Source organism: Calidifontibacter indicus, from assembly GCF_003386865.1.
Lineage (GTDB): Bacteria > Actinomycetota > Actinomycetes > Actinomycetales > Dermatophilaceae > Yimella > Yimella indica.
Genome location: NZ_QTUA01000001.1, coordinates 2,932,141 through 2,958,364 on the forward strand (window position 1 = coordinate 2,932,141; position 26,224 = coordinate 2,958,364).

A 26,224-nucleotide genomic window follows, 5' to 3' on the forward strand; every position below is an offset into this window, starting at 1 on the left:
TGGTGACCGGTGTCATCTTCTTTGCCATGTCGACATGGTGGCCCGCCTCGCGGTGGGCTGTCCAGCCTGTGGGCTCGACATCTCATATTTCGACCCTGCGTTCCGGGCGCCTGCGCGCCGGATGAGTCTCGGGGCCGGCCGCCATCCCTGCGGGCCGAGGAACGTGCCGCCTCGAAGCCGGCCCATCGCATCGGTTGAGGCCCGCGAGGAAAGGACGCGTCCCAACCATCCACAGCCGCCTACCGAGCCTGCGTTGGCCTGTGGATGAATCGACTCAACGAGGGGGCTGTGGATACCGACGGGTATCGAATTCTTCTGTGTTTCAGTCGAATTCGTGGTGCTAAGTCTTGTTTCAGGGTTCGAACGGGTGTACGGTTGAGGTATTCCGCGCGGCACACCTGGGGAGGTGTCCCTATGGTCTTCGTCAAGCGGCGGCTGGGGTTTTCTGTTGGTAGAGGGTTCCGTCGCGAAGCATCGCGTACAGCACGTCGCAGCGTCGTCGGGCGAGGCAGATGAGGGCGGCGTTGTGCTTCTTGCCTTGGCCGCGTTTGCGGTCGTAGTACGCCCGCGAGGTCGGGTCGTGCAGTGCGGCGAACGCGGCGAGGAACATCGCTCGTTTGAGGTGCTTGTTGCCGCCTCGGGCGGGGTGCTCACCGCGGATCGAGGTGCCGGATCGGCGGGTGACGGGTGCGAGGCCGGCGTACGCGGCGAGGTGGCCGGAGGTGGGGAAGCTCGAACCGTCGCCGACTTCGAGCAGGATCCGTGCGCCGGTCCTGACGCCGATGCCGGGCATCGAGGTCAGGACCGCGGCAAGAGGGTGGGCATCGAGCATGTCCTCCAGTTGGGTTCCCAGCTCGTCCCGGTCGTGCAGCAGGCGCGCCAGTCCGGTCGCGAGTTTGGGCAGGACCAGCTCGGCGGCACGGGTGCCAGGGACGGTGACGGTCTGCTCGGTGAGCGCTGTCTGGATGTCGTCGACGAGGCGTTGGTAGGAGCGGGGCGCGCGGGGTTTGGCGACGGCGAGCAGACGTCGCCGGCCGGCCGCGCGCAGGCCGGTCGGGCCACCGAAGCGGGTCAGGAGTTCGAGGACTGCCGGGTGTTGGATGCGTGGGCCGAGGACACGTTCGAGGGCTGGGTTCACTTGTGTCAGAAGGCCTCTGATCCGGTTTGCTTGCGCGGTGACCTGCCCGGCCAGGTCGTCATCGAAGCCGACGATGACTTCCAGGTCGGCCAGGGTGTCGTCGCCGACATCAACCCGTCGCAGGGCGTGCGGCATCGACCGGGCAGCTTCGGCGATGACGTACGCGTCCCTTGCGTCGGTCTTGGCGTTGCCGGGGTGCAGGTCGGCGATACGGCGCATCGCCAGCCCGGGCAGATAGGCCACATCGATACCCATGGCTCGGGCGACCGCGACGGGCAGCGCGCCGATCGTTGCGGGTTGATCGACCACGACCAGCAGGCGACCGTGCGTGCCGAGTTCGGTCAGCAGGCCACGCAGCGACGACTCGTCTTGGGGCAACGGTTTGTCGTGCAGCCGTGTGCCATCGACGTTCAGCGCGCAGGCGTGGTGCGCCTGTTTGCCGACATCGAGCCCGATGTACACCGCGTAGTCAGGTCGGGACATGGTCCCCTCCTCGTGCGTCCGAGCGGCTGGTCACCAGATCAGGCGCAGGAAGCCGACATCCACGTTACGAAGAGACCTACCCAGGCGTTCGGGCGGCCCGGTCCCTATCAGCGGTCCACCAGCGCCACCAGCACCCGGTGACAACACCTCCCGGATCATGCAAGCGACAGGGGTGATCAGTCATGCCGGGGCCGGCGACCAGGGGCCTTGCTTCAAGGCCCATCAAAGACGGTAACGGGTGAATCCGGACATGACCCCAGACGAAGGCAGCGATCAGCACGTCGACCAGCAGCGTGATCAGCACGCTGGCGAGGAGTCTCTCGACCAGCCTCGCGATCAGGCGTTGTACGACTCGTATCCGGGGGAAGCCGCCGCCTGTGCCGCGCTGGTGTCCGACGCGGTGGCCGCCGTATCCCGGTTGGCGCGGTTGACCGGCAACCTGACCGACACCGAACTGACTTCCGTCATGAGGTCGCTCGCGCTCGTTCATCAACAGTCGGAAGCGACGATGGTCGCCGTGACCAGTGACGCGATCGACCGAGGGGTCGTGTACCGGTCCACCGCTGCGGACGCGACCCAATGGGTGCGCCGACTGTCCACCGGCGAGAGTGCGGACGCGTTGCTCGGTGCCGAGTCCTGGTCCGTGGCCGGTCCGCTGGTGCCACTGGACGAAACCGCCACCAGTGAAGGCGCGGCGGGGGTCGGGGGCAATGCCAGTGACGAGGCCGACGACCGGGCCGGCGACCCCGCCACTGACGAAGCAGAGTCGTGGCGGTCGGGTCTGGAGCCGTCGCACGCGTCCCGGATCGCGAAGCTCGCCGAAGCTGCCCGCTCCCCGTTGAACCAGGCATTGGCGGACGCGGTGACCTCCGGGCGGGTGAACACCACGATCGGGAAAACCTGCCTGGACACCATCGACAAGATCAAAGCCGTCCTGCCGAAAGCGAGCCGGGACGAAATCTACGGCTGGTTGCTCACGTTGGGCCCCGGCGCCGGCGCCAAAACCGTGCGGGAACTGACCAAACGGATCCTGGCCGAGTACGGCGACGAGGTGCTCGACGAGAACGAAGACGCCCTCCAGAAAGTCGAATCGTTGTCCTGGTCGGATTTGCCCGGTGGGATGGTCCGGTTCACCGCCGACCTGTCACCCGACCACGCCGAAGCCCTCATCCACGGCGTCCAATCACTGGCCGCACCGTCCCCGAAATCCGCGTGTTGCGACGACCCGCACCACCGACACACCCCCGACCAAGACGGCAACTCCCAGAAAACCGGGGAACCCGACCCCCGCACCCCCGGCAAACGCCGCGCCGATGCGTTCCTGCTCCTCCTCGGCCTCGGCGCCGCCGCCGTCAACAACGATCCAGAGATCACACACCGCGGCAGTGCCACCCTCGTGGTCACCATCGACTTCCTCGTCCTCGCCGGACTACTCGCCGGACTCGGCACCACCGACACCGGCACCGGCGTCACCCCCGACACCGTCCGACAACTCGCCTGCGACGCAGACATCCTGCCGATAGTCCTCGGGTCCAAGAACCAACCCCTGAACGTCGGACGCAAACGAAGACTCGTCGACAACGAACTACGACGCGCGGTGATCCACCGTGACAAACACTGCACCTACGCCGGCTGCGACCGACCACCCGTCATGTGCGAAGTCCACCACCTGATCCCCTGGTATCTAGGTGGCGAAACATCCCTCACCAACAGCGCCCTGTTGTGCGACACCCACCACCGCATCGCCCACCGCGACCACCTCGCCGGCACCGCCACCGTCACCAGCGTCACCTGGCACTACCAAGCCACCGGCACCCACGCCGCCTGAGCAACATCACGGGCGACCACAGCCAACCGCAACCGGCTCCAGTGAAAGATCACTGCTGCCATGACAGCAGCAATCCTTCACTGGGGCGGCGCAGCGAGGGCCACTCCGCAAAGGCCGGCCCACCAAGCTCGAGCGAACTACGCCAGTCGCGTCATCCAGCCGTGCTTGTCCTCGGCCCGGCCGTACTGGATGTCGAGCAGCGTCTTGCGGATCTTGAGCGCGATCTCGTCGGAGTGTCCCTCGCGGCGGTGGTCGCACGAGCCGCCGTCCCACTTGAGCTCACCGACGGGAGTGACCACGGCGGCCGTGCCGCACGCGAACACCTCGGCGAGCTCACCCGACGCAGCGGCGTCCTTCCACTCCTGGATCGGCACGCGGCGCTCCTCCGGCTCGAGGCCGAGGTCTTTGGCGAGCTCCAGGATCGAGCTGCGCGTGACGCCCTCGAGGATGGTGCCGGTGAGTTCGGGGGTGACGATGCGGCCGTCCTTGTAGACGAAGAAGAGGTTCATGCCGCCGAGCTCTTCGATGTAGGTGTGGGTCGAGGAGTCGAGGAACACCGCCTGGTCACAGCCGGCCGCGAGGCCTTCCATCTGACCGGCCAGCGACGAGGCGTAGTTGCCACCGCACTTCGCCGCACCCGTGCCACCTTCGCCGGCACGCGCATAGTCGGTGGAGATCCACAGCGACACCGGCTTCACGCCACCGGAGAAGTAGGCGCCGGCCGGGGACGCGATCACGCTGTAGGTGACCTCTCGCGCCGGACGCACCCCGAGGAACGCCTCGGACGCGAACATGAACGGGCGCAGGTAGAGCGAGGTCTCCGCGCCGTCCGCGGCCTCGGGAACCCATGCGGAGTCGACGGCGAGGAGCGCCTTGAGGGAGTCGACGAAGTCGTCCTCGCTCATCTCCGGCAGAGCCAATCGCTTTGCGCTGCGGGCGAACCGGGCTGCGTTGGCCTCCGGACGGAACGTCCAGACCGAGCCGTCGGCGTGCCGGTAGGCCTTCATGCCCTCGAAGATCTCCTGGGCGTAGTGGAGCACCGCCGCCGCCGGGCTGAGGCTGATCGGCCCGAACGCCTTGACCTTGCCGTCATGCCATCCACCGTCGGCCGTCCAGGTGGCCAGCACCATGTGGTCGGTGAAGTAGTTGCCGAAGCCGGGGTTGTCGAGGATCGCCTCACGGTCGGCATCGCTGAGCCGGTCGGTGCGTTCGTCGAGGGTGAACTCCAAGGACATCGAAATCCTCCTGGGATTGGCCGCGCGCAGATGGGCGCCGCCGGGCGGGACGTGTGTGATTCAGGTTACGCCGAACGGCCCCCGCGCCTGAGCGCAGGTCGGCCGTCCGGGTGTTCGAGCGGGAAGCTTCGAGCGAGAGAGCTCGGACAAGGAGCTCAGAGACGGGCCGCGATCGCGTCGCCTACCTCGCAGGTGCTGCGGACGGCGTCGCCACGCTCGGCGAGGTCGGCGGCAACCGCCGACTCGATGCGGGCGGCCTCGTCGGTGCGGCCGAGGTGGGCGAGCAGCATCGCCACCGACAGCACGGTCGCGGTCGGGTCGGCCTTGCCCTGGCCGGCGATGTCGGGGGCCGAACCGTGCACCGGCTCGAACATCGACGGCGTCTCACGCGAGGGGTTGATGTTGCCGGACGCCGCGAGCCCGATGCCACCGGTGACGGCGGCGGCAAGGTCGGTGACGATGTCGCCGAACAGGTTGTCGGTGACGATGACGTCGAACCGGCTCGGGTCGTTGACCAGGTAAATGGTGGCCGCGTCGATGTGCGCGTAGTCGTGGCTGACGTCGGGGAACTCGGCGCCGACCTCTTCGACGGTGCGCCGCCACAGGTGTCCGGCGAACGAGAGCACGTTGTGCTTGTGCAGCAACGTCAGCTTCTTGCGGTCGCGCTGCTGGGCGCGGGCGAAGGCGTCGCGCACGACTCGCTCGGCACCGAAGCGGGTGTTGACGCTGACCTCCGTGGCCAACTCGTTCGGGGTGCCGACGCGCAACGCGCCGCCGTTGCCGGTGTAGGGCCCCTCGGTGCCTTCCCGAACCACGACGAAGTCGATGCCGTCGGGCGCCACCGCCGCCACGTCGAGCGGGCTGCGGACGCCGGGGTAGAGCTTGGCCGGACGCAGGTTGACGTGGTGGTCGAGTTCGAAACGGATGCGCAGCAGCAACTGACGCTCGAGCACACCGCTCGGCACGCTCGGGTCGCCGATGGCGCCGAGCAGGATCGCGTCGTGGCCGCGCAGTTCCTCCAGCACCGATTCGGGCAGGGCCTCCCCCGTCTCGTGCCAACGGCGCGCACCGAGGTCGTACTCGGTGCGGGCGACCTTCGCCTCGCTCACGGCGTCGAGCACCTTGAGGCCCTCGGCCACCACCTCCGGGCCAATACCGTCGCCGCCGATGACGGCCAGGTTGATCGTGTCAGCGCTCGAGTTCTCGGTCATGGGCCGAGCCTACGGTCGCGTCTTGCATCGTGGTACGACCGTCTCATATTTCGACGCCACTCCTTCCGCCGCACAACGCGAAGCGGCCCGACAGCAGACAAGCTGTCGGGCCGCTTTCGAGTGAGTCGGGCTCAGTCGCGCAGGTCCATGGACTCCTGGAGTGCGCGGCGTGCGTCCATCTGCTCTTCGGTCATCTTCATCAACCCTCGGGTGGTGCGGCCGCGTGCTGGGCGCGACCTGGTGATTCGTGTGATTCGTGGCAGCCGTGGCGGGGTTGCGCGCTTCGGCGGTGGGTGGCCCGGTCGTGGTCGACGACCGTTCGGGCCGGGTTCGAGGTTAGGGCGGGTCGGCCGAGCCAGGGAACCCCTTGCCCATTCCTCGGACGGTGCGTCTGGTGCGACGCGCCGTCCGGGGACGGGAGGTGAGGCACTCAGCGCGCGGCCGAGCCCTCGACGTAGTCGGCGTCGGTGGCGCCGTCCTTGATCCAGCTCATCAGGCCACGCAGCTTCTTGCCGGTCGCCTCGATCGGGTGCTGGGCACCCTTCTCGCGCAGCGCCTTGAACTCCGGCGCGCCGGCGTCCTGGTCGTCGATGAAGCGCTTGGCGAAGGCGCCGTTCTGGATGTCGGCCAGCACCGCCTTCATGTTCTCCTTGACGTGCGGGTCGATGACGCGCGGACCGGAGACGTAGTCGCCGTACTCGGCGGTGTCGGAGATCGACCAACGCTGCTTGGCGATGCCGCCCTCGACCATGAGGTCGACGATGAGCTTCAGCTCGTGCAGGCACTCGAAGTAGGCGACCTCGGGCTGGTAACCGGCCTCGGTCAGCACCTCGAAGCCGTACTGCACCAGCTGCGACGCACCGCCGCACAGCACGGCCTGCTCACCGAACAGGTCGGTCTCGGTCTCCTCGGTGAAGGTGGTCTTGATGCCACCGGCGCGCAGGCCACCGATCGCGGAGGCGTACGACTTGGCGAGGTCCCACGCCTTGCCCGACGCGTCCTGCTCGACGGCGACGATCACCGGCACACCACGGCCGTCGACGTACTCGCGACGCACCAGGTGGCCCGGGCCCTTGGGCGCAACCATGATCACGTCGTTGTCGGCACCCGGCTTGATGTAGTCGAACCGGATGTTGAAGCCGTGGCTGAACAGCAGCACGGCCCCGTCGACGAGGTTCGGCTCGATGTCGTTCTTGTACAGCGTGCGCTGCACCTGGTCGGGCGCGAGGATGACGATGAAGTCGGAGCGCTTCACGGCCTCGGCGACCGGCAGCACCGTGAGGCCCTCGGCCTCGGCCTTGGCGACCGAGCTCGAACCCTCGCGCAGGCCGACGACGACCTCGACACCGGAGTCGCGCAGGTTGAGCGCGTGCGCGTGACCCTGGCTTCCGTATCCGATGACGGCGACCTTGCGGCCCTGGATCACCGACAGGTCGGCGTCCTCGTCGTAAAACATCTCAGCAGCCACTAGTACTTCTCCTTGTTCGAATTCGATTGCAGGTATTTGAAATTCGTGAGGTCAGCTGACCTTGCGGGCACGGTCGGTGATCGAACGACCACCACGCCCGACGGCGACCAGACCCGACTGCACCAGCTCGCGCACGCCGTACGGCTCGAGCACCTCCAGCAGCGCGGCCAGCTTCTCCGGGGTGCCGGTCGCCTCGAGCACCACCGAGTCGGTGGTGACGTCGACGACGTTGCAGCGGAACATCGTGGTGATGTCGAGGATCTGACTGCGGGACGCAGCGTCGCTGCGCACCTTGATCAGCACCAGCTCGCGCTGCACCGACGCGACGTTCTCGAGCTCGACGACCTTGAGCACCTCGATGAGCTTGTTGAGCTGCTTGGTGACCTGCTCGAGGGCCTGTTCCTGGACGTCGACCACGATGGTCATCCGGGAGATCTCCTCGAACTCGGTCGGGCCGACCGCGAGCGAGTCGATGTTGAACCCGCGTCGGGAGATGAGGCCGGAGATGCGGGCGAGCACACCGGGCTTGTTCTCGACCAGCACCGACAGGGTGTGCCGTGCCATCAGTTGTCTCCTCGGTCGATGCGGATCGTGCGGTTTGCGCAGGTCGTGCGGACGGTGTCGGGGCTCAGCGGCCGGCGGCTCATTCGCCCTCCTCCTCGCGGTCGAACACCGGCGCCATGCTGCGCGCCATCGTCACCATGTCGTTGCTGACACCGGCGGGCACCATCGGCCACACCATCGCGTCGCGCTCGACAACGAAGTCGATGACAACCGGCACCTCGTTGATCTCCATCGCCTGCTTGATCGTCGCATCGACGTCCTCCGGACGCTCGCAGCGCAACCCGACACAGCCGTACGCGTCGGCCAGCTTGACGAAGTCGGGCACCCGCGAGCCGATGGCGGTGTGCAGGTCGGTGTTGGAGTAACGCTCCCCGTAGAACAGGGTCTGCCACTGGCGCACCATGCCCAGGGAGCTGTTGTTGATGATCGCGACCTTGATCGGGATCTTGTTGATGACGCAGGTGGCGAGCTCCTGGTTGGTCATCTGGAAGCAGCCGTCGCCGTCGATGGCCCACACGGTGCGCTCGGGTTCGGCAACCTTGGCGCCCATGGCCGCCGGCACCGAGAAGCCCATCGTGCCGAGGCCACCGGAGTTGATCCAGGAGTTGGGGCGCTCGTACTGCACGAACTGCGCGGCCCACATCTGGTGCTGGCCGACACCCGCGACGTACGTGGCGTCCGGGCCGGCGATCGCACCGAGGCGTTCGAGCACGAACTGCGGGGCGAGGGCGCCTTCCTCCTCCGGCTCGATGTAGCCGAGCGGGAACTCCTGCTTCCACGTGGTGGTGCGCTCGCGCCACGCCTGGTAGTCGCCGATCGGCCCGTCGACCTGACGCAGCGTCTCGAGCAGGTCGCCGATGACCTCCTTGCAGTCGCCCACGATCGGCACGTCCGCGACACGGTTCTTGGAGATCTCGGCCGGGTCGATGTCGGCGTGGATGACCTTGGCCTCCGGCGCGAACGATTCGAGGTGACCGGTCACCCGGTCGTCGAAGCGGGCACCGAGCGTGATCAGCAGGTCGGACTTCTGCAGCGCGGTCACGGCCGACACCGAGCCGTGCATGCCCGGCATGCCCAGGTGCAGTTCGTGGCTGTCGGGCACCGCGCCGCGGGCCATCAAGGTGGTGACCAGCGGGATGCCGGTGAGCTCGACGAGCTCACGCAACTGCTGCGCGGCGCCGGCCCGGATCACGCCGCCACCGACGTAGAAGACCGGCTTCTTGGCCGCGCGGATGAGCTCGACCGCGGCGCGGATCTGCTTGTGGTGCGGCTTGGTCACCGGACGGTAGCCGGGCAGGTCGACGACCGGCGGCCAGTGGAAGGTCGTCTTCCCGGTCAGTGCGTCCTTGGTGATGTCGACGAGCACCGGACCCGGGCGTCCGCTGCTGGCCACATGGAACGCCTCGGCGATCGCCCGCGGGATCTCGGCGGCGTCGGTGACGAGGTAGTTGTGCTTGCTGATCGGCATCGTGATGCCGCGGATGTCGGCTTCCTGGAAGGCGTCGGTGCCGATGACGGAGGAGTTGACCTGACCGGTGATCGCCACCATCGGCACGGAGTCCATGTAGGCATCGGCGATCGGGGTGACCAGGTTGGTCGCGCCCGGACCACTGGTGGCCATGCAGACGCCGACCTTCCCGGTGGCCGCCGCATAACCCTGCGCCGCGTGCCCGGCGCCCTGCTCGTGGCGCACCAGGATGTGGCGCACCTTCACCGAGTCGAGCAGCGGGTCGTAGGCGGGCAGGATCGCGCCGCCCGGGATGCCGAAGACGGTGTCGACCCCCACGGCCTCGAGCGCGAGGACGAGCGACTGGGCACCCGTGACATCGGCTACCTCCTGCACCCCCTGCGGAACGCGAGACGCCACTTGGGCCGGTGTGGGCACCGGGCCGGGTCGAGCCGTCGTGTCTGTCACGGCAACCACCTTCTGCTTGATCGGTTTCGCCCGAGCCTCGGGCATGAAAAAACCCTCCGGCCCGTCAGGGGCAGTGAGGGTGAGCGCGTCTGCCGACCGAGTCAGCTGACGCGCTTGGGAAGTACGAGAATCCGAGCCACGCCTCGATCTTCGCCCGCACTCGCAGATGGGTCAATATTGTGAGACGGTCGTCTCACATCGCGGTCACATGACGGTGGTCACGCGACCGCGCCGGGTCGGAGTCAGCCGTCACCCGCGTCCGACGAATGCCGCGACGAGGTCGGCGGTGCCCGGCGCGAGGTCGGCCCACTCGACGTCGACGCCGAGCACGGCAACCCCGCTGGTCACGAAGTGGTCGGCGAAGTCGGTGGTGGCGTTGCCTTCGGTGAGAGCTGCGGCGAGTGCCGGAACGCCGGGGGCATGGCCGACGAGCACGACGGTGCCGATGTTGGCGTCGGTCTCGCGCAGCACCTCGAGCAGCGTGCGCGGTGACGCGTCGTAGATGCGTCGGTCGTGGTCGACGAGGGCGCCGTCGCCCGAACCCTCGACGATGGCGGCCCAGGTCTCCCGGGTGCGGGCCGCGGTGGAGCACCACACGAAGTCGGCGCGCAGTCCGTCGGCCTTCAGGCGCCGTCCGATCTCGCGGGCGTCGCGGACGCCGCGCTCGGCCAGTTCGCGCTCGTGGTCGGGGCGCGAACCGTGCGGTTCTGCCTTGGCGTGCCGGATCAGGATGAGCGTGCGCTGCGCGGTCATGGGGTCAGCATTCCATCGAACCTCGCTCGGCACGGCGACGGGTCTCGAGCCGACCGTCCTCGACTCCCGCTGGAGTTGGCTGCGATCGGTGTGGTTGGTGGCGAGTGGTGGAGGTAGAGCTCCACGACTCGCCACCAACTATCCGGAACGCAGCCAACTGCGCCGCCGCTCAGCCCCCGGTGGCGACGGTGTTGGTCAGCTCGCCGGTCTCGACGAAGTGCGGGATCTCTTGGCGCAGCAACTTGATCAGTCGCGGCGTGAACGCGGTGGTCGCCCCGCCGACGTGCGGGGTGATGAGCACGCCGGACGTCGTCCACAACGGGTGGTCCGGCGGGAGCGGCTCGGGGTCGGTGACATCGAGTGCGGCGCGGACGCGTCCGCTCGCGCAGGCGCGCACGAGCGCGTCGGTGTCGATGATGCCGCCGCGGGCGACATTGACGACGAGGGCGTCGTCGGGCAGCGCGGCGAGGAACTTCTCGTCGACGAGGTGCCTGGTGTCGTCGGTGAGCGGCAGGATCAGGAACACCACCTCGGCGGTCGGCAGCAGCCCCGGCAGTTCGTCGATGCCGTGCACGCTGTCGACGAGGTCGTCGCCGGCCCGGGCGCGGGAGGCCACGACCGTGCACTCCACCTCGAGCATCTGCAGCCGCTGCACGATCGCTCGGCCGATCGATCCGTAGCCGACGATGAGGGCCTTGCGGTCGGCCAGCGAGGGGCGACCCGCGATCTGCAACCACTCACCGTCCGCCTGCGCACGCACCGACTCGGGGATGGCGCGCTGCGCCGCGATCGCCAGCCCGATCGCCAGTTCCGCGGTCGAGGTGTCGTGGATGCCGCGTCCGTTGGCGAGCGAGACCCCCTTCGGCAGGTACTGCAGCGCGTGCTCGAAGCCGGCGGTCGCCAACTGCACGGCCTTGAGCCCCGGCAACTCGCTGAGCCGCGTCAGGCGCTTCGGGCTGCTCATGTACGGCGGCACGACGAGCTCGATGTCGTCGCGCGGCGGTGCGTCCTTCATGTCCCAGACGACGAGTTCGACGTCGGGCAGTCCGGTCAACTCGTCGACCCAATCCTGCTGCGGAAGGCTCACGATTGTCGGCGTCACAGTGCCCGACCTTACTCAGACCTCCGACCGCGCCCCTCGCGGCCACCAAAGGCACGAAAGCACCGAGGGAACTCCGGTTCGGGAGTTCCCTCGGTGCTTCGAACGGCCTCGGCCCGAGGCCAGGGCTCAGGAGAGCTTGGCGATGATCAGCTCGCGCGCCTTGGCGGCGTCGGCCTGACCCTTCATCTCCTTCATGACCTGACCGATGAGGGCGCCGGCGGCCTGCACCTTGCCGTCGCGTACCTTCTGCGCGACGTCCGGGTTGGCGTCGATCACCTTGTCGACCGCGGCTTCGAGGGCGCCGTCGTCCTGCATGAGTTCGAGCCCGCGGGCGTCGGCGACCTCGGTGGGCGTGCCTTCGCCGGCGATCACACCGTCGAGCACCTGCCGCGCCATCGAGTCGTTCAGCCGGCCGGCCTTCACCAGGCCGTCGAGTTCGGCGATGTGGGCGGGCGTGACGCCGAAGTCCTCGACGCCCTTGCCCTCGGAGTTGGCACGGCGAGCCAGCTCACCGGTCCACCACTTGCGAGCAGCGGCAGGGCTGGCACCGGCGGCAACGGTCTCCTCGATGAGTTCGACCGCACCGGCGTTGATGACGTCGCGCATCTCCAGGTCGGAGTAGCCCCACTCCCCCTGCAGCCGCTTGCGGCGCTGTGCCGGCGGCTCGGGCAGCGTGCCGCGCAGTTCCTCCACCGTCTCGCGGCTCGGCGCGACCGGCACCAGGTCGGGCTCGGGGAAGTAGCGGTAGTCGTCGGCGTCCGACTTCGGCCGACCGGACGTCGTGACGCCGGTGTCCTCGTGCCAGTGCCGGGTCTCCTGCCGGATGCTGCCACCGGAGTTCAGCACGGCCGCGTGCCGGCTGATCTCGTAGCGCACGGCGCGCTCGACCGACCGCAGCGAGTTGACGTTCTTGGTCTCGGTGCGGGTGCCGAACTTGTCGGCGTCCTTCTTCATCAGCGAGACGTTCGCGTCGCAGCGCATCGAGCCCTGCTCCATCCGCACGTCGCTGACGTCGAGCGCCTTGATCAGGTCGCGCAACGTCGAGACGTAGGCCTTCGCGATCTCCGGCGCCCGCTCGCCGGCACCGGTGAGCGGCTTGGTGACGATCTCGATCAGCGCAATGCCGGCCCGGTTGTAGTCGATGAGGGAGTACTCCGCGCCCTGGATACGGCCGGTTGCGCCACCGACGTGGGTGGCCTTGCCGGTGTCCTCCTCCATGTGGGCGCGCTCGATGTCGACGCGGTAGACCGTGCCGTCCTCCAACTCGACGTCGAGGTATCCGTTGAACGCGATCGGCTCGTCGTACTGGCTGGTCTGGAAGTTCTTCGGCATGTCCGGGTAGAAGTAGTTCTTCCGGGCGAACCGGCACCACTGCGCGATCTCGCAGTTGAGCGCGAGACCGATGCGGATCGCCGACTCGACGGCCTTGGCATTGACCACCGGCAGCGCGCCGGGCATGCCGAGGCAGACCGGGCAGACCTGCGTGTTGGGCTCGGCACCGAACTCGGTGGCGCAGCCGCAGAACATCTTGGTCTTGGTGTTGAGCTCGACGTGCACCTCCAGACCGATCACCGGGTCGTAGGCGGCGATCGCCTCGTCGTAGTCGACGACTTCGTCAACGTGAGCGCTCATCGCGCACCCTCCTTCGTACCGAGCTGCGGGGCGTTGCTCAGGATGGGAGCTCCCCACTGCGACAACAACATTCGCTCCAGCGCCGAGCCCACTTCGTAGAGCCGCTCGTCCTTGATGGCCGGTGCGAGGATCTGGAATCCGGAGGGCAGACCGTCTTCGGCGATGCCGTTCGGCAACGACAGGCCGGGCACACCGGCGAGGTTGGCCGGGATGGTCGCGACGTCGTTGAGGTACATCGCCATCGGGTCGTCGAGCTTCTCGCCCAGCTTGAACGCGACGGTCGGCGCGGTCGGGGTGACCAGCACGTCGGCCTTCTCGAACGCGGCGGCGAAGTCGCGCGCGATGAGCGTGCGCACCTTCTGCGCCTGCCCGTAGTAGGCGTCGTAGTAGCCGGAGCTGAGCGCGTAGGTGCCGAGGATGATGCGGCGCTTCACCTCGTCGCCGAAGCCGGCGTCGCGGGTCGCGGCCATCACCTGCTCGGCCGACGGCGCGTCGACCCCCTGCGGGCCGACCCGCAGGCCGTAACGCATCGCGTCGAACCTTGCGAGGTTCGAGCTCGCCTCGCTCGGCAGGATCAGGTAGTAGGCGGCCAGGCCCTGCACGAACGACGGGCACGACACCTCGACGATCTCGGCGCCTGCGTCCTTCAGCAGTTGCAGCGATTCCTCGAAGCGGGCCTTCACCTGCGGGGCGAAGCCTTCGCCGGAGATCTCCTTGACGACGCCGATGCGCAGACCCTTCACCTCGCCGCGGCGGGCGGCCTCGACGACCGGCGGCACCGGGGCGTCGATCGAGGTGGAGTCCAGCGGGTCGTGACCGCCGATGACCTCGTGCAGCAGAGCGGCGTCGAGCACCGACCGAGTGCACGGGCCGGCCTGGTCGAGCGAGCTGGCGAGGGCGATGAGTCCGTAGCGCGACACCCCGCCGTACGTCGGCTTGGTGCCGACCGTGCCGGTGACGGCGGCCGGCTGGCGGATCGAGCCGCCGGTGTCGGTGCCGATCGCCAGCGGTGCCTCGAACGCGGCGACAGCCGCGGCCGAGCCACCACCCGAACCGCCGGGGATGCGGTCGAGGTCCCACGGGTTGCGGGTCGGGCCGTAGGCGGAGTGTTCGGTGGAGGAACCCATTGCGAACTCGTCCATGTTGGTCTTGCCGAGGATCGGCATGCCGACCTCGCGCAGCCGCGACACCAGGGTCGCGTCGTACGGCGGGATCCAGCCCTCGAGGATCTTCGAGCCGGCCGTGGTCGGCTGCCCCTTGGTGACGACGACGTCCTTGACGGCGATCGGCACACCGGCGAGGGTCGGCAGTTCGGCGCCACCGGCGCGGCGCTCGTCGATGGCGCGGGCGGCCGCGAGCGCGCCTTCGGCGTCGACGTGCAGGAAGGCGTGGACGTCGCCGTCGACGGCGGCGATGCGGTCGAGGTGGGCCTGGGTGACTTCGACGGCGCTGAGCTCCTTGCGGGCGAGCGCATCGGCCAGTTCGGCCGCGGTCGAGGTGATGATGTCGGTCAAGTCAGAACCAATCGTGACGGTCTGGGCAGGTCGTTGGCTGGGGCGGAACGGAGCGCAGGCTCAGTCCTCGTCGAGGATGCGCGGCACCTCGAAGCGGCCGAGGTCGGACGCGGGGGCGCCGGACAGCGCCTCCTGCTGGGTGAGGCTCGGACGCACCTCGTCGGGCCGGGCGACGTTGGTGAGCGGCAGCGGGTGCGACATCGGCGGGATGTCGTCGGCCGCGATGTCGTTCACCTGGCCGACGAACCCGACGATCTGGTCGAGTTGGCCGGCGAGCTTGTCCAGCTCGGCGTCGGACAACTGGATGCGGGCAAGCATGGCGACGTGCGCGACCTCGTCGCGGGACAGCGAAGACATGCGGGTCAGTCTAGGGCGCGGCCGACAGTGCCCCGGTGGGTGCTTCCGGTCCGCGGCGGGCGCTCGCGCAGCGAAGGTCACCAGGGGTGCGGCTCGAAGTCCTTCAGGAACACGCCGTAGAGGTCGGTGCCCTGCTCGCCCTGCACGATCGGGTCGTAGACGCGGGCGGCCCCGTCGACGAGATCGAGCGGGGCGTGCCATCCCTCGCCGGCGATGCGCAGCTTCTGGTCGTGCGGCCGCTCGTCGGTGATCCAGCCGATGTCGACGGCCGTCATCAGGATGCGATCGGTCTCGAACATCTCCTGGGCGCTGGTGCGGGTCAACATGTTGAGCGCGGCCTTGGCCATGTTGGTGTGCGGGTGACCGGCGCCCTTGTACCGGCGGCCGAACTGGCCCTCCATCGCCGACACGTTGACGACGTACGCGCGCCGGGCCCCGGCCTCGACCGCGGCTCTCATCGCCGGGCGCAACCTGCTCACCAGGATGAACGGAGCGACCGAATTGCACAGCTGCACCTCGAGCAACTCCAAGGGGTCGACCTGGTCGACGGTGTTCGTCCACGAGTTGCTGGTGGCCAGGTCGGGCAGCAGTCCCCCGGCGTCGACGGCGGTGCCGGCCAGGTAGGCCTCGAGACTGGCGCTGCCGGCCCGCAGCACCCGCTCCGACTGCGCCGCGGCGAGCGCCGCCGCCTCGTGGTGGCTGTCGTGCGTGTCGTTGTCGCCGTGGTGGGCGACCGCGTCGGTGACCAACGAGCCGACCAGTTGCGCGGGGTGCGCCTGGCTGGTGCGGTCGAAGGTGATCAGCTTCGGCAACGGCGAATCGCTTTGCAACGCAAGAGCTTCGGCGTTGACCAGATGCGAATAGGCGCCGGGGCTGCGGCGCACGGTCTGGGCGGCGTTGTTGATCAGGATGTCGAGCGGCCCGGCGTCGGCGACCTCCTGCGCCAGCGCGGCGACCTGCGCCGGGTCACGCAGGTCGATGCCGACGATCGTGAGTCGGTCGATCCAGTCGTCTGCGTCGGGCATCGACCGAAATCGGCGGACGGCGTCCTTCGGGAACCGGGTCGTGATCGTCAGTTCTGCGCCGTCGCGCAGCAGCATCAGCGCGATGTACATGCCGATCTTGGCCCGCCCGCCGGTGAGCAGGGCGCGCTTGCCGCGCAGGTCGGTGTGCAGGTCGCGCTTGGCATGCGATGTGGCCGCGCAGTCGGGACACAGCCAGTGGTAGAACGCGTCGACCTGGGTGTACTTCGCGTGGCAGATGTAGCAGCCGCGCGGGAAATTCAGTTGTCCCGCAACGCTTCCCGGATCGTGCGCCTGCAACAGGATGCCGTTCGTCTCGTCGTCGATACGCATCGGCGAACCGGTCGCGGTCGCGGCGAGCACTTCGTCGTCGGCGGCCCGCAGCGGTGCCTCCCGCTCCTGGCGTGCCGCCGCCCGACGGGCTTTGCGCACCCGGTTGAACATGCGCTGCGAGGCACGCTTGACGGTCTCGATGTCGGGGTGCCCCGCCGGCAGGTCGGGCAACTGTTCGAGCACGCGCAGGGCGGCGGCGAGGTCGTCCGGCTCGATCCCCGGGGAACCAGCGGCGCCCGAGCCCTCGTCATCGCCAGGAGAAATCACCACCGCAGCGTAGGCCCGTGCGCCGACATGGCCGACCTAGGCTGGGGTCGCAGCAGGGACATCAGGAGGATTTTCATGGGTTTGTTCGGCCGGAAGAAGAAGGACCAGCAGGACGCGGCGCCCACGAACGCGCAGGAGGCGCAGTCGTTTCCGCCGCCGACCACCGGTCACGGCGGCGGTGAGGAGCGCCGAGGGGACAGTGAGCCGGCCGCCGGTCATCGGGAGATCGACGCCTACTGGGCGCAGCTCGGCACGGTCGACCCCGACGTCATCACCTACCTGATCAACCCGATGTTCCAGGGTGCGCCGGCCTGGCCGAACACCCGCCAGGCCTACCGCGTGGTGCGCACCCCGAACACCGTGATCATCGCGTCCGACGGTCTCGCCGACGCGTCCGCCGACTCCCCCGGCCCGGGCTTCGGCTGCGAGGTCTACATCGAGTCGCCCGCGCTGGTCGGCGCCGATTTCGAAGCGCTGCGGGGCAGCTGGATGTTCGCCGCGATCGAGAACTTCGCGCAGAACGTCGCCGCAATGCAGGGCATCAGTGGCCACCTGCGGCAGTACGGCGTGGCGTCGATGGAGTTGCCGCTGGAGGGCACCGACATCCCACCCGCGCTGCTCACCGAGCGGGGCACCGCGGGCGCGCTCATCGGGATGCCTGTTGCCGGACGCGCGGCGCAGGTGACGACGTCCGCCGGTCCGGTCGACATCGTGCCGCTGACCATCGTCGGCACCGACGAACTCGCGGTGATCCTCGGTCAGCGCCAAGCCGGTCGCGACAGCATCGTCGCCGCACGTCAACAGGACGGCCGCGGTCACGTGACGATCACCTGAGTCGGCGCGCCAATGCTTCGCGGGTGGCCGGCGCGGCTGTCTCAGTCGGGCCGGCCGCCCCGTAGCGCGGCGATCACGACGTCGACCAGCGCCGTCCGTTCCAAACCCGCGACGTCGGCGATCGGGAACCACCGGGCTTCGTCGGTGCTGCCACCCTCTTCGACGGTGCCGAGGCCGCCGCCGGTGATGCGGGCGTGGTGCACGACGCGCACGGCCTTGAAGGGTCGCCCTCGCTCACCCTCCTCGCGGAACCAGGTGTCGACCAGCAGCAACTCCCCCAGCTCGACCGCGAACCCGGTCTCCTCGTAGACCTCCCGCACGATCGCCGACGGGATGTTCTCGTCGAACTCCACCCCGCCGCCCGGCATCGTCCAGGACGGCGTGAACCGGCCTTCCCCGTTCGAATAGCTCAGCAGGATCCGGTCGTTGTCGTCGACGACCGCGGCGTACGCGGCGAGCCGGGTGTCGTACTCGGTGAAGTGCATGGCGCCGGTCTACCAGACGTCGCCGACACGCCTGCGGATCTGGTCGGCGCTCCCGGCCGGCGAACCCCACTGCGCGGTCAGGTGCCACAACTGCTTCATGGGCTGCACCTCGAAGCGACCCGTGCTGACGGCGTCGCCGATGATGCGGGCGTCGATCAGATCACGCTCGGCGATCTGCAGGCCGATGCGGACCGGCTCGCCGCCGCGATAGTCGATCTGGTGTTGCAGGACGTCGGTGTGCAGCACCTGGCCCTCGTGCCACTCGATCGGCAGGCCGAGGGCCTGTGCCCGCCTTTCGACGGGAGTTGCTCGGAAGCAGGGGTCGAGGACGAGCGCCTCGACATCCTGATCGAGCAGCACTCGCCCGTGCACCTGGGCTTCGACGTAACCGTCCAGCGGGTCGTACAGGACTTCCTGGTTGTTGTCGCCGGTCTGCATCGACTCCTCGTGATGGGTCACGGCGTCCCAGAGTCCGAATCGGCGCGCGGTGGCGAACCTCGCGGGCGACAGCGCAGAGTCCGGGAAGCAGAAGGTGGCCCGGTCGAGCATGTGTTCCTTCAACCGAAGATGGGCCGATCCGAATCGTGGCGCACCGCCGAGCGTCCGATACCGGTGGTTCAACGCGCCGTACTTCGGACGCTCTCCTGCCGGTGCTTCGTCGTAGGCGCCGCCGAACAGCGACTGCTCCCAACGCCACCGGTCGCCCCCGATGTGTGCGGTCAATCCGCCGTTGGACGTGCCTGTGACGAACTGGGAGCGGTACTCGCCGTCGGCGAGCATCGCTTCGAGGATCTCGACTCCGCCGAACCCGCGATCAGGGTGAAAGTTGAAGGTGATGCGGTGATGCCTCGCAAGGGGCTCCCCTGCACAGCGAGGGTCGACATGTGCGACTGCGTCGCGCGCCCACTGACTCTGCATGAATGCAGACTAGAGAGAAGTCGGCGAGTCGGTCGCGGGCATCCGGCGCAGGAGGTCGGCGGTGATGTCGAGGTGACCGCGGTGCTGGGCAAGCTCCTCGTAGATGTGCATCAGAACGCCGCCCTTCGTCGCCACCGCAGCCCGTTCGGGTGCGGTGTAGCCGTCGCGCTCCCCTGCTCTGAGCGCGGAGGCTTCACCGTCGAAGGCGGCCAGATCGCTGTGCAGTTGCGCGCGCTGCGAGCGCACGAGGGCGACCAGGTCGGCGACGGTGCCGGACGACGTGAACTCGGCGTCGCGGTCGCGACCGGTCGTGCGACCGGCCAGTTCCGTTGCGCCCCAGTGCTCCATCACGCCGCAGCAGTGCCGGACGAGCACGTACGGCGAGTTGGCCCCGGGCAGGTCGGGACGGACGTTGACCAAGTCGTCACCGAGTCCTTCGAGCGTGGCGCACATTCCGTCGAGAGCGAGGTCGATGTGGCACAGGACGTCCTGCAGGCCGATCGCGTTGTCAGTCATCGAAATCAGCCGTCTGCGCAGGACCGTTCTCCAGAAGCTGTTTGAAACCGTCCTCGTCGAGGATCGGCACACCGAGTTCCTCGGCCTTGGCCGCCTTCGATCCGGCGTTGGCCCCGATCACGACGTAGTCGGTCTTCTTCGAGACCGACCCGGCCGCCTTGCCGCCGCGGGAGATGATCGCTTCCTTGGCGCCGTCGCGGGTGAATCCTTCGAGCGACCCGGTGACCACCACGGTCAGGCCCTCGAGGGTACGCTCGATCGACTCGTCACGTTCGTCGGCCACCCGCACGCCCGCGGCCGCCCACCGCTCGACGATCTCGCGGTGCCAGTCGCTGCCGTCGCCGTCGAACCAGGCGCGCACGGCCTCGGCGATCACCGGACCGACACCCTCGGTGGCGGACAGTTGCTCCACCTCGGCCTCGCGGATCGCCTCGAGCGATCCGAACTCGGTGGCCAGCGCCCGCGCAGCCGTCGGGCCGACGTGCCGGATCGACAGGGCGACCAGCACCCGCCACAGCGGCTGCTGTTTGGCCTTCTCCAGCTCGTCCATCAGTTTGCCGGTGGTGGCCCGGGGAACGGCCGGCTTGGCCGCGGTGGCCTTGGTGAAGAAGAAAGGCTCGCGTTTGGGCGGCTGCTCGACACCGGCCTTCTTGCGTCGGCGCCACACCATGACCTCGGCGAGGTCGTCGGGCACCAGGTCGAACAGCCCCGCCTCGTTGGCGAGCACCGGCTGCTGCGGTGGGTCGACCTCGGGGTCGGCGTCGTCGGGGCGGCCGTAGTCGGGGTCGGTGAGCGCGATCGCGGCCTCCCAACCCATCGCCTCGATGTCGAACGCTCCCCGCGACGCGAGCGAGAACATCCGCTCCCTCAGCTGCGCCGGGCAGGCGCGCGAGTTGGGGCAACGTATGTCTTTGTCGCCCTCCTTCTCGTATGCCAATGTCGTTCCGCAGGAAGGGCATTCGGTCGGCATCACGAACTCGCGCTCGGTGCCGTCACGCAACTCGGCGACCGGCCCGACGATCTCCGGGATGACGTCGCCCGCTTTGCGCAACACCACCGTGTCGCCGATGAGCACGCCCTTGCGTTTCACCTCGAACGCGTTGTGCAGGGTGGCCATCTCGACGGTCGACCCGGCCACCTTCACCGGCTCCATCACCCCGAACGGGGTGACGCGGCCGGTGCGGCCGACGTTGACCCGGATGTCGAGCAGCTTGGTGTTGACCTCCTGCGGCGGGTACTTGTACGCGATCGCCCAGCGCGGTGCGCGGGAGGTGTTGCCGAGGGCACGCTGCGCGGGCACCTCGTCGATCTTGATCACGATGCCGTCGAGTTCGTGCTCGACGTCGTGGCGGTGGTCGCCGTAGTAGTCGACGAACGCGATCACCTCGTCGGGGCTCGACACCACCTTCGCGGTGTCGGTGACCGGCAGGCCCCACGCCCGCAGCAACTCATACGCCCGGCTCTGCCGCTCGATGGTGAGGCCCTCGCGGTGACCGATGCCGTGGACCAACATCCGCAGCGGGCGCGACGCGGTGACCCGCGGGTCTTTCTGGCGCAGCGAGCCGGACGCCGTGTTGCGCGGGTTGGCATAGGGCGGCTTGCCCTGCTCGACCAAGTCGGCGTTCAGCTGCTCGAACGCCTCGACCGGCAGGAACACCTCGCCGCGGATCTCGACGACCTTCGGCACCGCGACATCGCCGGTGGCATTCAGCCGATGCGGGATGCCCTCGATGGTGCGCGCGTTGAGGGTGATGTCCTCACCCGTCGAACCATCACCGCGCGTCGCGGCGCGCACCAGCGCGCCGTCCTCGTAGAGCAGGTTGATCGCCAGCCCATCGATCTTCAGCTCGCACAGGAAGTGGATGTCGCCGCCCGCCTCACGCTGCGCGCGGGCGAGCCACTCGCGCAGTTCGGTCTCGTCGAAGACATTGTCGAGGCTCAGCATCCGCTCGAGGTGGTCGACCGGGGCGAACTCGGTGCTGAACGTGCCACCGACCCGCTGGGTCGGGCTCTCGGGCACCCGCAGCGTTGGGTGCTCCTGCTCCAGCGCCTCGAGTCGGCGCAGCAAGGTGTCGTAGTCGGCGTCGCTGACCGTGGGTGCGTTGCGAACGTAGTAGGCGAACTGGTGGTCGTTGATCTGCTCGACCAGTTCGGCCCACTCGTGGCGGGCCTGCTCGGGCACGTCGGTCGTCTCGTTCTGCACGACGACCATCCTGCCTCAGCCCGCCGACAGGCTCTCGCTCGCTTCGCCGAGCAGTTCGGTGGCCTGCGCCAGCGTGCGCAGGTGGCCCGGCACGCTCGTCGGCGCGACGGCCGCCAGGCCACAGGCCGGGGTCAGCACCACGCGGTGCAGGTCGGCCCCGGTGAGCCCGATCTCGCGCCACGACCTCAGCAGCGGGTCGACGACCTTCTCCGGCCGCACCGCACCCGCGTCGGTGGCGAGGGCGCCCGCCCACAGCGTGCGGCCCGACTCGACGAGTTCGGCGATGCCGTCCCATTGCCGGGGTTTGACCAACGAGATGTCGATCGCCAGGTCGAGCCCGTCGACCCGCCGCACCAGCGGCACCGGCACGTTCGGTGCGCAGCAGTGCAGCACCTGCGCCACCACCAGTTCGGCCACCGCGTCTCGCACGTGCTCCAGACCGTCGACGACGACGCCCTGTTCGACCGGGCGCACACGTCCAAAGCCCGATGCCGTGGGCAGCGCACCGGCGAGCACCGCCGGCAACGAGGGTTCATCCCATTGCAGGACGAGTTCGGCGTCCGGCACGAGTCGGGCCACCTGCTGCAGGTGTTCGCGCACCGATTCGGCCACCGACTGCACGAGATCGCGCGCGGCCCCCGGGTCGGTGAGCACCCGTTCTCCGCGCGGTAGGGCGAGCGAGGCCGCCAACGTCCACGGGCCGCACCACTGCACCTTGAGCCGGCCGCTCCAGCCGTCGAACGCCTCCGCCAGCTCGTCGAGGTCCTGTCGCAGGTAGGCCGCACCGCGGCGCGCGTCGAGGCCCGAACTGTCGGCCAGCCGCCACCCCGAAGGCTGCAGGTCGACCCCGAGACCGACCAGATGCGACGCGGCGCGACCGATCATGTCTGCCCCCGGACCACGCGCAGGAAGCTCGGGCAGGAACGGTATTCCCTTGTCCCCCACAAGATCCCGCACCATCCGGACGGTGTCACGCACATCTGTGCCCGGCATGCTGCCGATCGCGCTGAAGGTCGGTTGGGTCACGGCCAGACACTACGGCAGTGGCCGGCCCGGTGCGGGCCGGCCACTGCCGTTCGGTTCCCTGGCGTTCGGATCCCTGCGGTTCAGATCACTGATAGGTGCTCACTGCACCGAGGAGAGCGGCTTGTTGCCGATGCCCTTCATCGACTTGGTGACCTTCGTGCCGTTGGTCTCCACGAAGCAGGCCGTGATCTGGACGCCCCGCTTCCAGCCCGACTCCGGCGAACTGTTCTGCGACGGGATGATGTCGGTCCGGGTGGTGGTGCCGAGGTACTTCTGGCTGATCGGCTTGCACTTTGCGTACATCGCGGCGTTGTTCTTCGCGAGGCCCGGGTAGGGGTCACCGAACTTGCCGGTCATGAAACCGCCGGTCGACTCCGCGACGTGCGGGCCGTTGCAGGGGGTCAGCTTGACCGAGTCGCCGCTCGGCAGCGAGCTGGTGCAGAACTGGTACTTGTCGAAGCCGTCCTTCTTGATGGCGTCCTTGGCCGAGTAGTTGATCGACTGCACGCCGCTGTCGTCGTTCTTGTACAGCATCACGACGCAGGCGATGCGCTCGTTCGACTTCGGGTCCTTCGACGGCGTGATGCCGTCGCCCAGCCACAACGTGCCGTACGCCGGACCACCGGTGTAGGTGCCGGCGGCGCTGAGGCAGGTGTAATTGCGCAGCGCCGTGCGCTTCACCAGGTCGTCGGTGTACTGCGTGTTGGGCACCACAGCGCTGACCTCCAGCTCGTGGTTGTCGGTGCAGGCGACCTTCTCGTAGGTCTTGTTGCGCAGGCAGTCGCCCACCGCGAAGTCGACCGGCGCAGTCGTGGTCGTGGTGGAGCTGGTGCTCGACGAGGTCGACGTCTCGCTGCTGGTCGAGCTGGAGCTCGACGTGGTGTCGCTGCTCGAGCTGCTGCTGGTGGACGTGGAGCTCTGCGTCGTCGACGGCTGACCGGCTTCGACGGTCGGCCCGTCGCTGCCCCCACAGGCCGCCAGCACGACCGACATCCCCACAGCTGCGAACGCAGCGAACGACCGCTTCATCATCTTGCTCTCTCCCTTGGTGACGGCTCGGGCCAAGCGTATCGACGCGCGCGACGCCGGTCCGGTTCCGGCAGCGGAAAGTTCGGGCTCAGCGAGCCCTGGCCGTGCGCGTGATCGTCGCCGAACCGACCACCCGGGTGCTCTCGTAGAGCACCACCGACTGGCCGGGGGCGACCCCGCGGGTGCGCCGGTCGAGCCGGACGACGACGTCGTCGCCCTCGGCGGTGACGGTCGCGGGGAACTCCTCGCCGTGCGCCCGCAGCTGGGCACCGAGCCGCACCTCGCCCACCGGCGGTGGTCCGGGCCAGCGCGTGTGCGAGCCGTGGATCTCGTCGACCCCGAGCAGTTCCTCGGTGCCCACCACCACCGTGTTCGTCTTCGGCTGCACGTCGATCACGAAACGCCGCGCCCCGTCGGCACGTGGCACCTTCAGCCCGAGGCCGCGCCGCTGGCCGATCGTGTAGGCGAACGCACCTTCGTGCTCCCCCACGACCTCACCGGTCTCGTCGACGATCGGGCCGGTCTCGGCGCCGAGGCGCTGGGTGAGCCAGCCCTGCGTGTCACCGTCGGCGATGAAGCAGATGTCGTGGCTGTCCGGCTTCTTGGCGACCGAGAAGCCGCGCTCGGCGGCTTCCTTGCGGATGTCGGGCTTGGTCGTGTCGCCGAGCGGGAAGAAGGAGTGGGCGAGCTGGTCGGCATCGAGCACGCCGAGCACGTACGACTGGTCCTTGGCCATGTCGACCGCGCGATGCAGTTCGCGACCGTTCGAACCCTCGACGATCTGCGCGTAGTGGCCGGTGGCGACGGCGTCGAACCCGAGCGCGAGCGCCTTGTCGAGCAGGGCCGCGAACTTGATCCGTTCGTTGCACCGCAGACACGGGTTCGGGGTGCGGCCGGCACGGTACTCGGCGACGAAGTCGTCGACGACGTCCTCCCGGAACCGCTGCGCCATGTCCCACACGTAGAAGGGGATGCCGAGCTTGTCGGCGACCCGGCGGGCGTCGCCGGCGTCCTCGATCGTGCAGCACCCCCGGGCCGACTCACGCAGGGTCGCGGCCGACTGCGACAGCGCCAGATGCACCCCGACGACCTCGTGGCCGGCGTCGAGCATGCGGGCGGCGCTGACCGCCGAGTCGACGCCGCCACTCATCGCTGCGACAACGCGCATCAGTTGCCCCTCCCTGCGTGGTGCGCCCGCCGGGCGCGTTCGATCGCCGCCGGCAATGCGGCGAGAATCGCGTCGACGTCCGACTCGGTGCTGGTGCGGCCGAAGGTGAGCCGGAGCGCGCCGCGCGCCTCCTGCTCGGTGAGCCCCATCGCGAGCAGCACGTGGCTCGGCTGCGGCACCCCGGCCTGGCAGGCCGACCCGGTCGAGCACTCGATGCCGGCCGCGTCGAGCAGGTACAGCAGCGAGTCGCCGTCACACCCGGGCACCCGCAGGTGGACGTTGCCCGCGAGTCGGCGCTCGATGTCGCCTTCGGTGTAGGGCCCGCTCACGGAGATGTCGAAACCGAGGTCGAGCGCGCCCTTCACCAACCGGTCGCGCAGACCGGCGATGCGGCGCGACTCCACGTCGAGCTCCGCGACGGCCGCTGTGAGAGCGACCGCGAGTCCGCGGATGGAGGCGACGTCGAGGGTGCCCGACCGCAATTGCCGCTCCTGCCCGCCGCCGTGCGTGAGCGGGACGAGCTTGACGTCGCGCCGGGCGAGTAGGGCTCCGACACCCTGCGGCCCGCCGAACTTGTGGCCGGACAGGCTCAACAGGTCGGCTCCGCTGGCGGCGAAGTCGACCGGGACGTGGCCCACGGCCTGCACCGCGTCGGTGTGGAACGGGACACCGAATTCCCTTGCCACCGAGGCGATCTCGGCGATCGGCGCGATCGCGCCGACCTCGTTGTTGGCCCACATCGAGGTGACGATCGCGTAGCCGTCGCCGTCGTCCGCCAGCAGTTCGCGCAGGGCCTGCGCGCTCGGCACTGCTTCGGCGTCGACCTCGAGCCAGGACACCGTGGCGCCCTCGGACTTCACGAGGTACTCGACCGGGTCGAGCGAGGCGTGGTGCTCGGTGGTGCCGACGACGAGACCGCGGCGGTTCGCGTCATGGCCGACGGCGTACCGGTACGAACCCTTGATCGCGATGTTGTTGCTCTCGGTGCCGCCGCTGGTGAAGACGACCTCCGACGGCGCGGCGCCGAGCGCCTCGGCGATCTGCTCGCGCGACTCCTCGACGACGCGCCGCGCCGACCGTCCCGCCGTGTGCAGGGACGACGCATTGCCGACGACACCGAGTTGTTCGGCCATCGCCTCGATCACCTCGGGACGAACATTCGTCGTCGCGGCGTGGTCGGCATAGACGTGGGAGCTCACTCGCTCGATTTTACGACTGTTTGC

The 26,224-nt window shown here is 68.8% G+C and carries 22 protein-coding genes; 2 read left to right on the forward strand and 20 right to left on the reverse strand.

Going from position 1 to position 26,224, the window contains the following annotated elements; genetic code table 11:
* Nucleotides 1–424 precede the first annotated feature (424 nt).
* On the reverse strand, nucleotides 425–1,621 hold the full coding sequence (locus DFJ65_RS13930; RefSeq protein ID WP_115921497.1) for an IS110 family RNA-guided transposase: 1,197 nt from the start codon (nucleotides 1,619–1,621) through the stop codon (nucleotides 425–427).
* Between the two features lie 250 nt (nucleotides 1,622–1,871).
* On the opposite strand from DFJ65_RS13930, the gene DFJ65_RS13935 reads away from it, so the two are divergent.
* Entirely contained in the window at nucleotides 1,872–3,449 is a 1,578-nt protein-coding gene (locus DFJ65_RS13935) for an HNH endonuclease signature motif containing protein (RefSeq protein WP_115923528.1), read from the forward strand.
* A 137-nt stretch (nucleotides 3,450–3,586) separates the two neighbouring features.
* Here DFJ65_RS13935 and DFJ65_RS13940 read toward each other — a convergent pair whose 3' ends face one another.
* The 11 genes from DFJ65_RS13940 to DFJ65_RS13990 all read right to left on the reverse strand — a co-directional run bounded on the left by DFJ65_RS13940 (nucleotide 3,587) and on the right by DFJ65_RS13990 (nucleotide 16,822).
* Complete coding sequence (locus DFJ65_RS13940) at nucleotides 3,587–4,684, reverse strand: branched-chain amino acid aminotransferase (RefSeq protein ID WP_115923529.1); 1,098 nt, start codon at nucleotides 4,682–4,684, stop codon at nucleotides 3,587–3,589.
* Nucleotides 4,685–4,839: 155 nt separating this feature from the next.
* The gene (locus tag DFJ65_RS13945) at nucleotides 4,840–5,895 is read right to left on the reverse strand and encodes a 3-isopropylmalate dehydrogenase (protein ID WP_115923530.1); all 1,056 of its coding nucleotides are present in this window, start codon (nucleotides 5,893–5,895) and stop codon (nucleotides 4,840–4,842) included.
* A 430-nt stretch (nucleotides 5,896–6,325) separates the two neighbouring features.
* Nucleotides 6,326–7,351 (reverse strand): ketol-acid reductoisomerase, encoded by a 1,026-nt coding sequence (ilvC, locus tag DFJ65_RS13950; RefSeq protein WP_115923531.1) that lies wholly within the window; start codon nucleotides 7,349–7,351, stop codon nucleotides 6,326–6,328.
* Nucleotides 7,352–7,414: 63 nt separating this feature from the next.
* The gene (ilvN, locus tag DFJ65_RS13955) at nucleotides 7,415–7,927 is read right to left on the reverse strand and encodes an acetolactate synthase small subunit (RefSeq protein ID WP_115923532.1); all 513 of its coding nucleotides are present in this window, start codon (nucleotides 7,925–7,927) and stop codon (nucleotides 7,415–7,417) included.
* A gap of 79 nt (nucleotides 7,928–8,006) precedes the next feature.
* Complete coding sequence (locus DFJ65_RS13960) at nucleotides 8,007–9,887, reverse strand: acetolactate synthase large subunit (RefSeq protein ID WP_115923533.1); 1,881 nt, start codon at nucleotides 9,885–9,887, stop codon at nucleotides 8,007–8,009.
* A 204-nt stretch (nucleotides 9,888–10,091) separates the two neighbouring features.
* The gene (locus tag DFJ65_RS13965) at nucleotides 10,092–10,595 is read right to left on the reverse strand and encodes a SixA phosphatase family protein (protein WP_115923534.1); all 504 of its coding nucleotides are present in this window, start codon (nucleotides 10,593–10,595) and stop codon (nucleotides 10,092–10,094) included.
* A 169-nt stretch (nucleotides 10,596–10,764) separates the two neighbouring features.
* A complete protein-coding gene (locus tag DFJ65_RS13970; RefSeq protein ID WP_245950285.1) occupies nucleotides 10,765–11,697 on the reverse strand; it encodes a 2-hydroxyacid dehydrogenase in 933 nt (310 codons plus the stop codon).
* 126 nt (nucleotides 11,698–11,823) lie between these two features.
* Entirely contained in the window at nucleotides 11,824–13,329 is a 1,506-nt protein-coding gene (gene gatB / locus DFJ65_RS13975) for an Asp-tRNA(Asn)/Glu-tRNA(Gln) amidotransferase subunit GatB (protein WP_115923535.1), read from the reverse strand.
* Complete coding sequence (gene gatA, locus DFJ65_RS13980; RefSeq protein ID WP_115923536.1) at nucleotides 13,326–14,843, reverse strand: Asp-tRNA(Asn)/Glu-tRNA(Gln) amidotransferase subunit GatA; 1,518 nt, start codon at nucleotides 14,841–14,843, stop codon at nucleotides 13,326–13,328. Before gatA ends, gatB begins: the two co-directional genes overlap by 4 nt.
* A 60-nt stretch (nucleotides 14,844–14,903) precedes the next feature.
* A complete protein-coding gene (gene gatC / locus DFJ65_RS13985) occupies nucleotides 14,904–15,200 on the reverse strand; it encodes an Asp-tRNA(Asn)/Glu-tRNA(Gln) amidotransferase subunit GatC (protein ID WP_115923537.1) in 297 nt (98 codons plus the stop codon).
* A 77-nt stretch (nucleotides 15,201–15,277) separates the two neighbouring features.
* Nucleotides 15,278–16,822 (reverse strand): SDR family NAD(P)-dependent oxidoreductase, encoded by a 1,545-nt coding sequence (locus tag DFJ65_RS13990; protein ID WP_245950287.1) that lies wholly within the window; start codon nucleotides 16,820–16,822, stop codon nucleotides 15,278–15,280.
* A 75-nt stretch (nucleotides 16,823–16,897) separates the two neighbouring features.
* On the opposite strand from DFJ65_RS13990, the gene DFJ65_RS13995 reads away from it, so the two are divergent.
* Nucleotides 16,898–17,656 (forward strand): hypothetical protein, encoded by a 759-nt coding sequence (locus tag DFJ65_RS13995; RefSeq protein WP_115923538.1) that lies wholly within the window; start codon nucleotides 16,898–16,900, stop codon nucleotides 17,654–17,656.
* A 41-nt stretch (nucleotides 17,657–17,697) separates the two neighbouring features.
* On the opposite strand, the gene DFJ65_RS14000 is transcribed toward DFJ65_RS13995, so the two are convergent.
* The 8 genes from DFJ65_RS14000 to DFJ65_RS14035 all read right to left on the reverse strand — a co-directional run bounded on the left by DFJ65_RS14000 (nucleotide 17,698) and on the right by DFJ65_RS14035 (nucleotide 26,209).
* Nucleotides 17,698–18,141, reverse strand: coding sequence for an NUDIX hydrolase (locus DFJ65_RS14000; RefSeq protein ID WP_115923539.1), 444 nt, complete (start codon nucleotides 18,139–18,141; stop codon nucleotides 17,698–17,700).
* 9 nt (nucleotides 18,142–18,150) lie between these two features.
* Nucleotides 18,151–19,059 (reverse strand): DUF3626 domain-containing protein, encoded by a 909-nt coding sequence (locus tag DFJ65_RS14005; protein ID WP_115923540.1) that lies wholly within the window; start codon nucleotides 19,057–19,059, stop codon nucleotides 18,151–18,153.
* Between the two features lie 9 nt (nucleotides 19,060–19,068).
* Complete coding sequence (locus tag DFJ65_RS14010; RefSeq protein ID WP_115923541.1) at nucleotides 19,069–19,575, reverse strand: mycothiol transferase; 507 nt, start codon at nucleotides 19,573–19,575, stop codon at nucleotides 19,069–19,071.
* Nucleotides 19,568–21,787 carry an NAD-dependent DNA ligase LigA gene (gene ligA, locus DFJ65_RS14015; RefSeq protein WP_115923542.1) on the reverse strand — a complete coding sequence of 740 codons (2,220 nt, stop codon included), beginning with the start codon at nucleotides 21,785–21,787 and terminating at the stop codon, nucleotides 19,568–19,570. The genes DFJ65_RS14010 and ligA overlap by 8 nt, the downstream gene beginning before the upstream one ends.
* 6 nt (nucleotides 21,788–21,793) lie before the next feature.
* A complete protein-coding gene (locus DFJ65_RS14020; RefSeq protein ID WP_147301405.1) occupies nucleotides 21,794–22,804 on the reverse strand; it encodes a uroporphyrinogen decarboxylase/cobalamine-independent methonine synthase family protein in 1,011 nt (336 codons plus the stop codon).
* A 99-nt stretch (nucleotides 22,805–22,903) separates the two neighbouring features.
* Nucleotides 22,904–23,836 carry a septum formation family protein gene (locus DFJ65_RS14025; protein WP_147301406.1) on the reverse strand — a complete coding sequence of 311 codons (933 nt, stop codon included), beginning with the start codon at nucleotides 23,834–23,836 and terminating at the stop codon, nucleotides 22,904–22,906.
* An 85-nt stretch (nucleotides 23,837–23,921) separates the two neighbouring features.
* The gene (gene mnmA, locus DFJ65_RS14030; RefSeq protein WP_115923545.1) at nucleotides 23,922–25,001 is read right to left on the reverse strand and encodes a tRNA 2-thiouridine(34) synthase MnmA; all 1,080 of its coding nucleotides are present in this window, start codon (nucleotides 24,999–25,001) and stop codon (nucleotides 23,922–23,924) included.
* On the reverse strand, nucleotides 25,001–26,209 hold the full coding sequence (locus tag DFJ65_RS14035; protein ID WP_425453031.1) for a cysteine desulfurase family protein: 1,209 nt from the start codon (nucleotides 26,207–26,209) through the stop codon (nucleotides 25,001–25,003). Before DFJ65_RS14035 ends, mnmA begins: the two co-directional genes overlap by 1 nt.
* Nucleotides 26,210–26,224 lie beyond the last annotated feature (15 nt).

Coding starts and splice junctions, on each gene's coding strand:
- DFJ65_RS14010 (WP_115923541.1), bottom strand. CDS start 19,575: ATGACTGACAACGCGATCGGCCTGCAGGACGTCCTGTGCCACATCGAC.
- DFJ65_RS13930 (WP_115921497.1), bottom strand. CDS start 1,621: ATGTCCCGACCTGACTACGCGGTGTACATCGGGCTCGATGTCGGCAAA.
- DFJ65_RS13960 (WP_115923533.1), bottom strand. CDS start 9,887: ATGCCCGAGGCTCGGGCGAAACCGATCAAGCAGAAGGTGGTTGCCGTG.
- DFJ65_RS13940 (WP_115923529.1), bottom strand. CDS start 4,684: ATGTCCTTGGAGTTCACCCTCGACGAACGCACCGACCGGCTCAGCGAT.
- ilvC (WP_115923531.1), bottom strand. CDS start 7,351: ATGTTTTACGACGAGGACGCCGACCTGTCGGTGATCCAGGGCCGCAAG.
- ilvN (WP_115923532.1), bottom strand. CDS start 7,927: ATGGCACGGCACACCCTGTCGGTGCTGGTCGAGAACAAGCCCGGTGTG.
- DFJ65_RS13965 (WP_115923534.1), bottom strand. CDS start 10,595: ATGACCGCGCAGCGCACGCTCATCCTGATCCGGCACGCCAAGGCAGAA.
- DFJ65_RS14000 (WP_115923539.1), bottom strand. CDS start 18,141: ATGCACTTCACCGAGTACGACACCCGGCTCGCCGCGTACGCCGCGGTC.
- DFJ65_RS13935 (WP_115923528.1), top strand. CDS start 1,872: ATGACCCCAGACGAAGGCAGCGATCAGCACGTCGACCAGCAGCGTGAT.
- ligA (WP_115923542.1), bottom strand. CDS start 21,787: ATGGTCGTCGTGCAGAACGAGACGACCGACGTGCCCGAGCAGGCCCGC.
- DFJ65_RS13995 (WP_115923538.1), top strand. CDS start 16,898: ATGGGTTTGTTCGGCCGGAAGAAGAAGGACCAGCAGGACGCGGCGCCC.
- mnmA (WP_115923545.1), bottom strand. CDS start 25,001: ATGCGCGTTGTCGCAGCGATGAGTGGCGGCGTCGACTCGGCGGTCAGC.
- DFJ65_RS14005 (WP_115923540.1), bottom strand. CDS start 19,059: ATGCAGAGTCAGTGGGCGCGCGACGCAGTCGCACATGTCGACCCTCGC.
- DFJ65_RS14025 (WP_147301406.1), bottom strand. CDS start 23,836: ATGATGAAGCGGTCGTTCGCTGCGTTCGCAGCTGTGGGGATGTCGGTC.
- DFJ65_RS13945 (WP_115923530.1), bottom strand. CDS start 5,895: ATGACCGAGAACTCGAGCGCTGACACGATCAACCTGGCCGTCATCGGC.
- gatC (WP_115923537.1), bottom strand. CDS start 15,200: ATGTCTTCGCTGTCCCGCGACGAGGTCGCGCACGTCGCCATGCTTGCC.
- gatB (WP_115923535.1), bottom strand. CDS start 13,329: ATGAGCGCTCACGTTGACGAAGTCGTCGACTACGACGAGGCGATCGCC.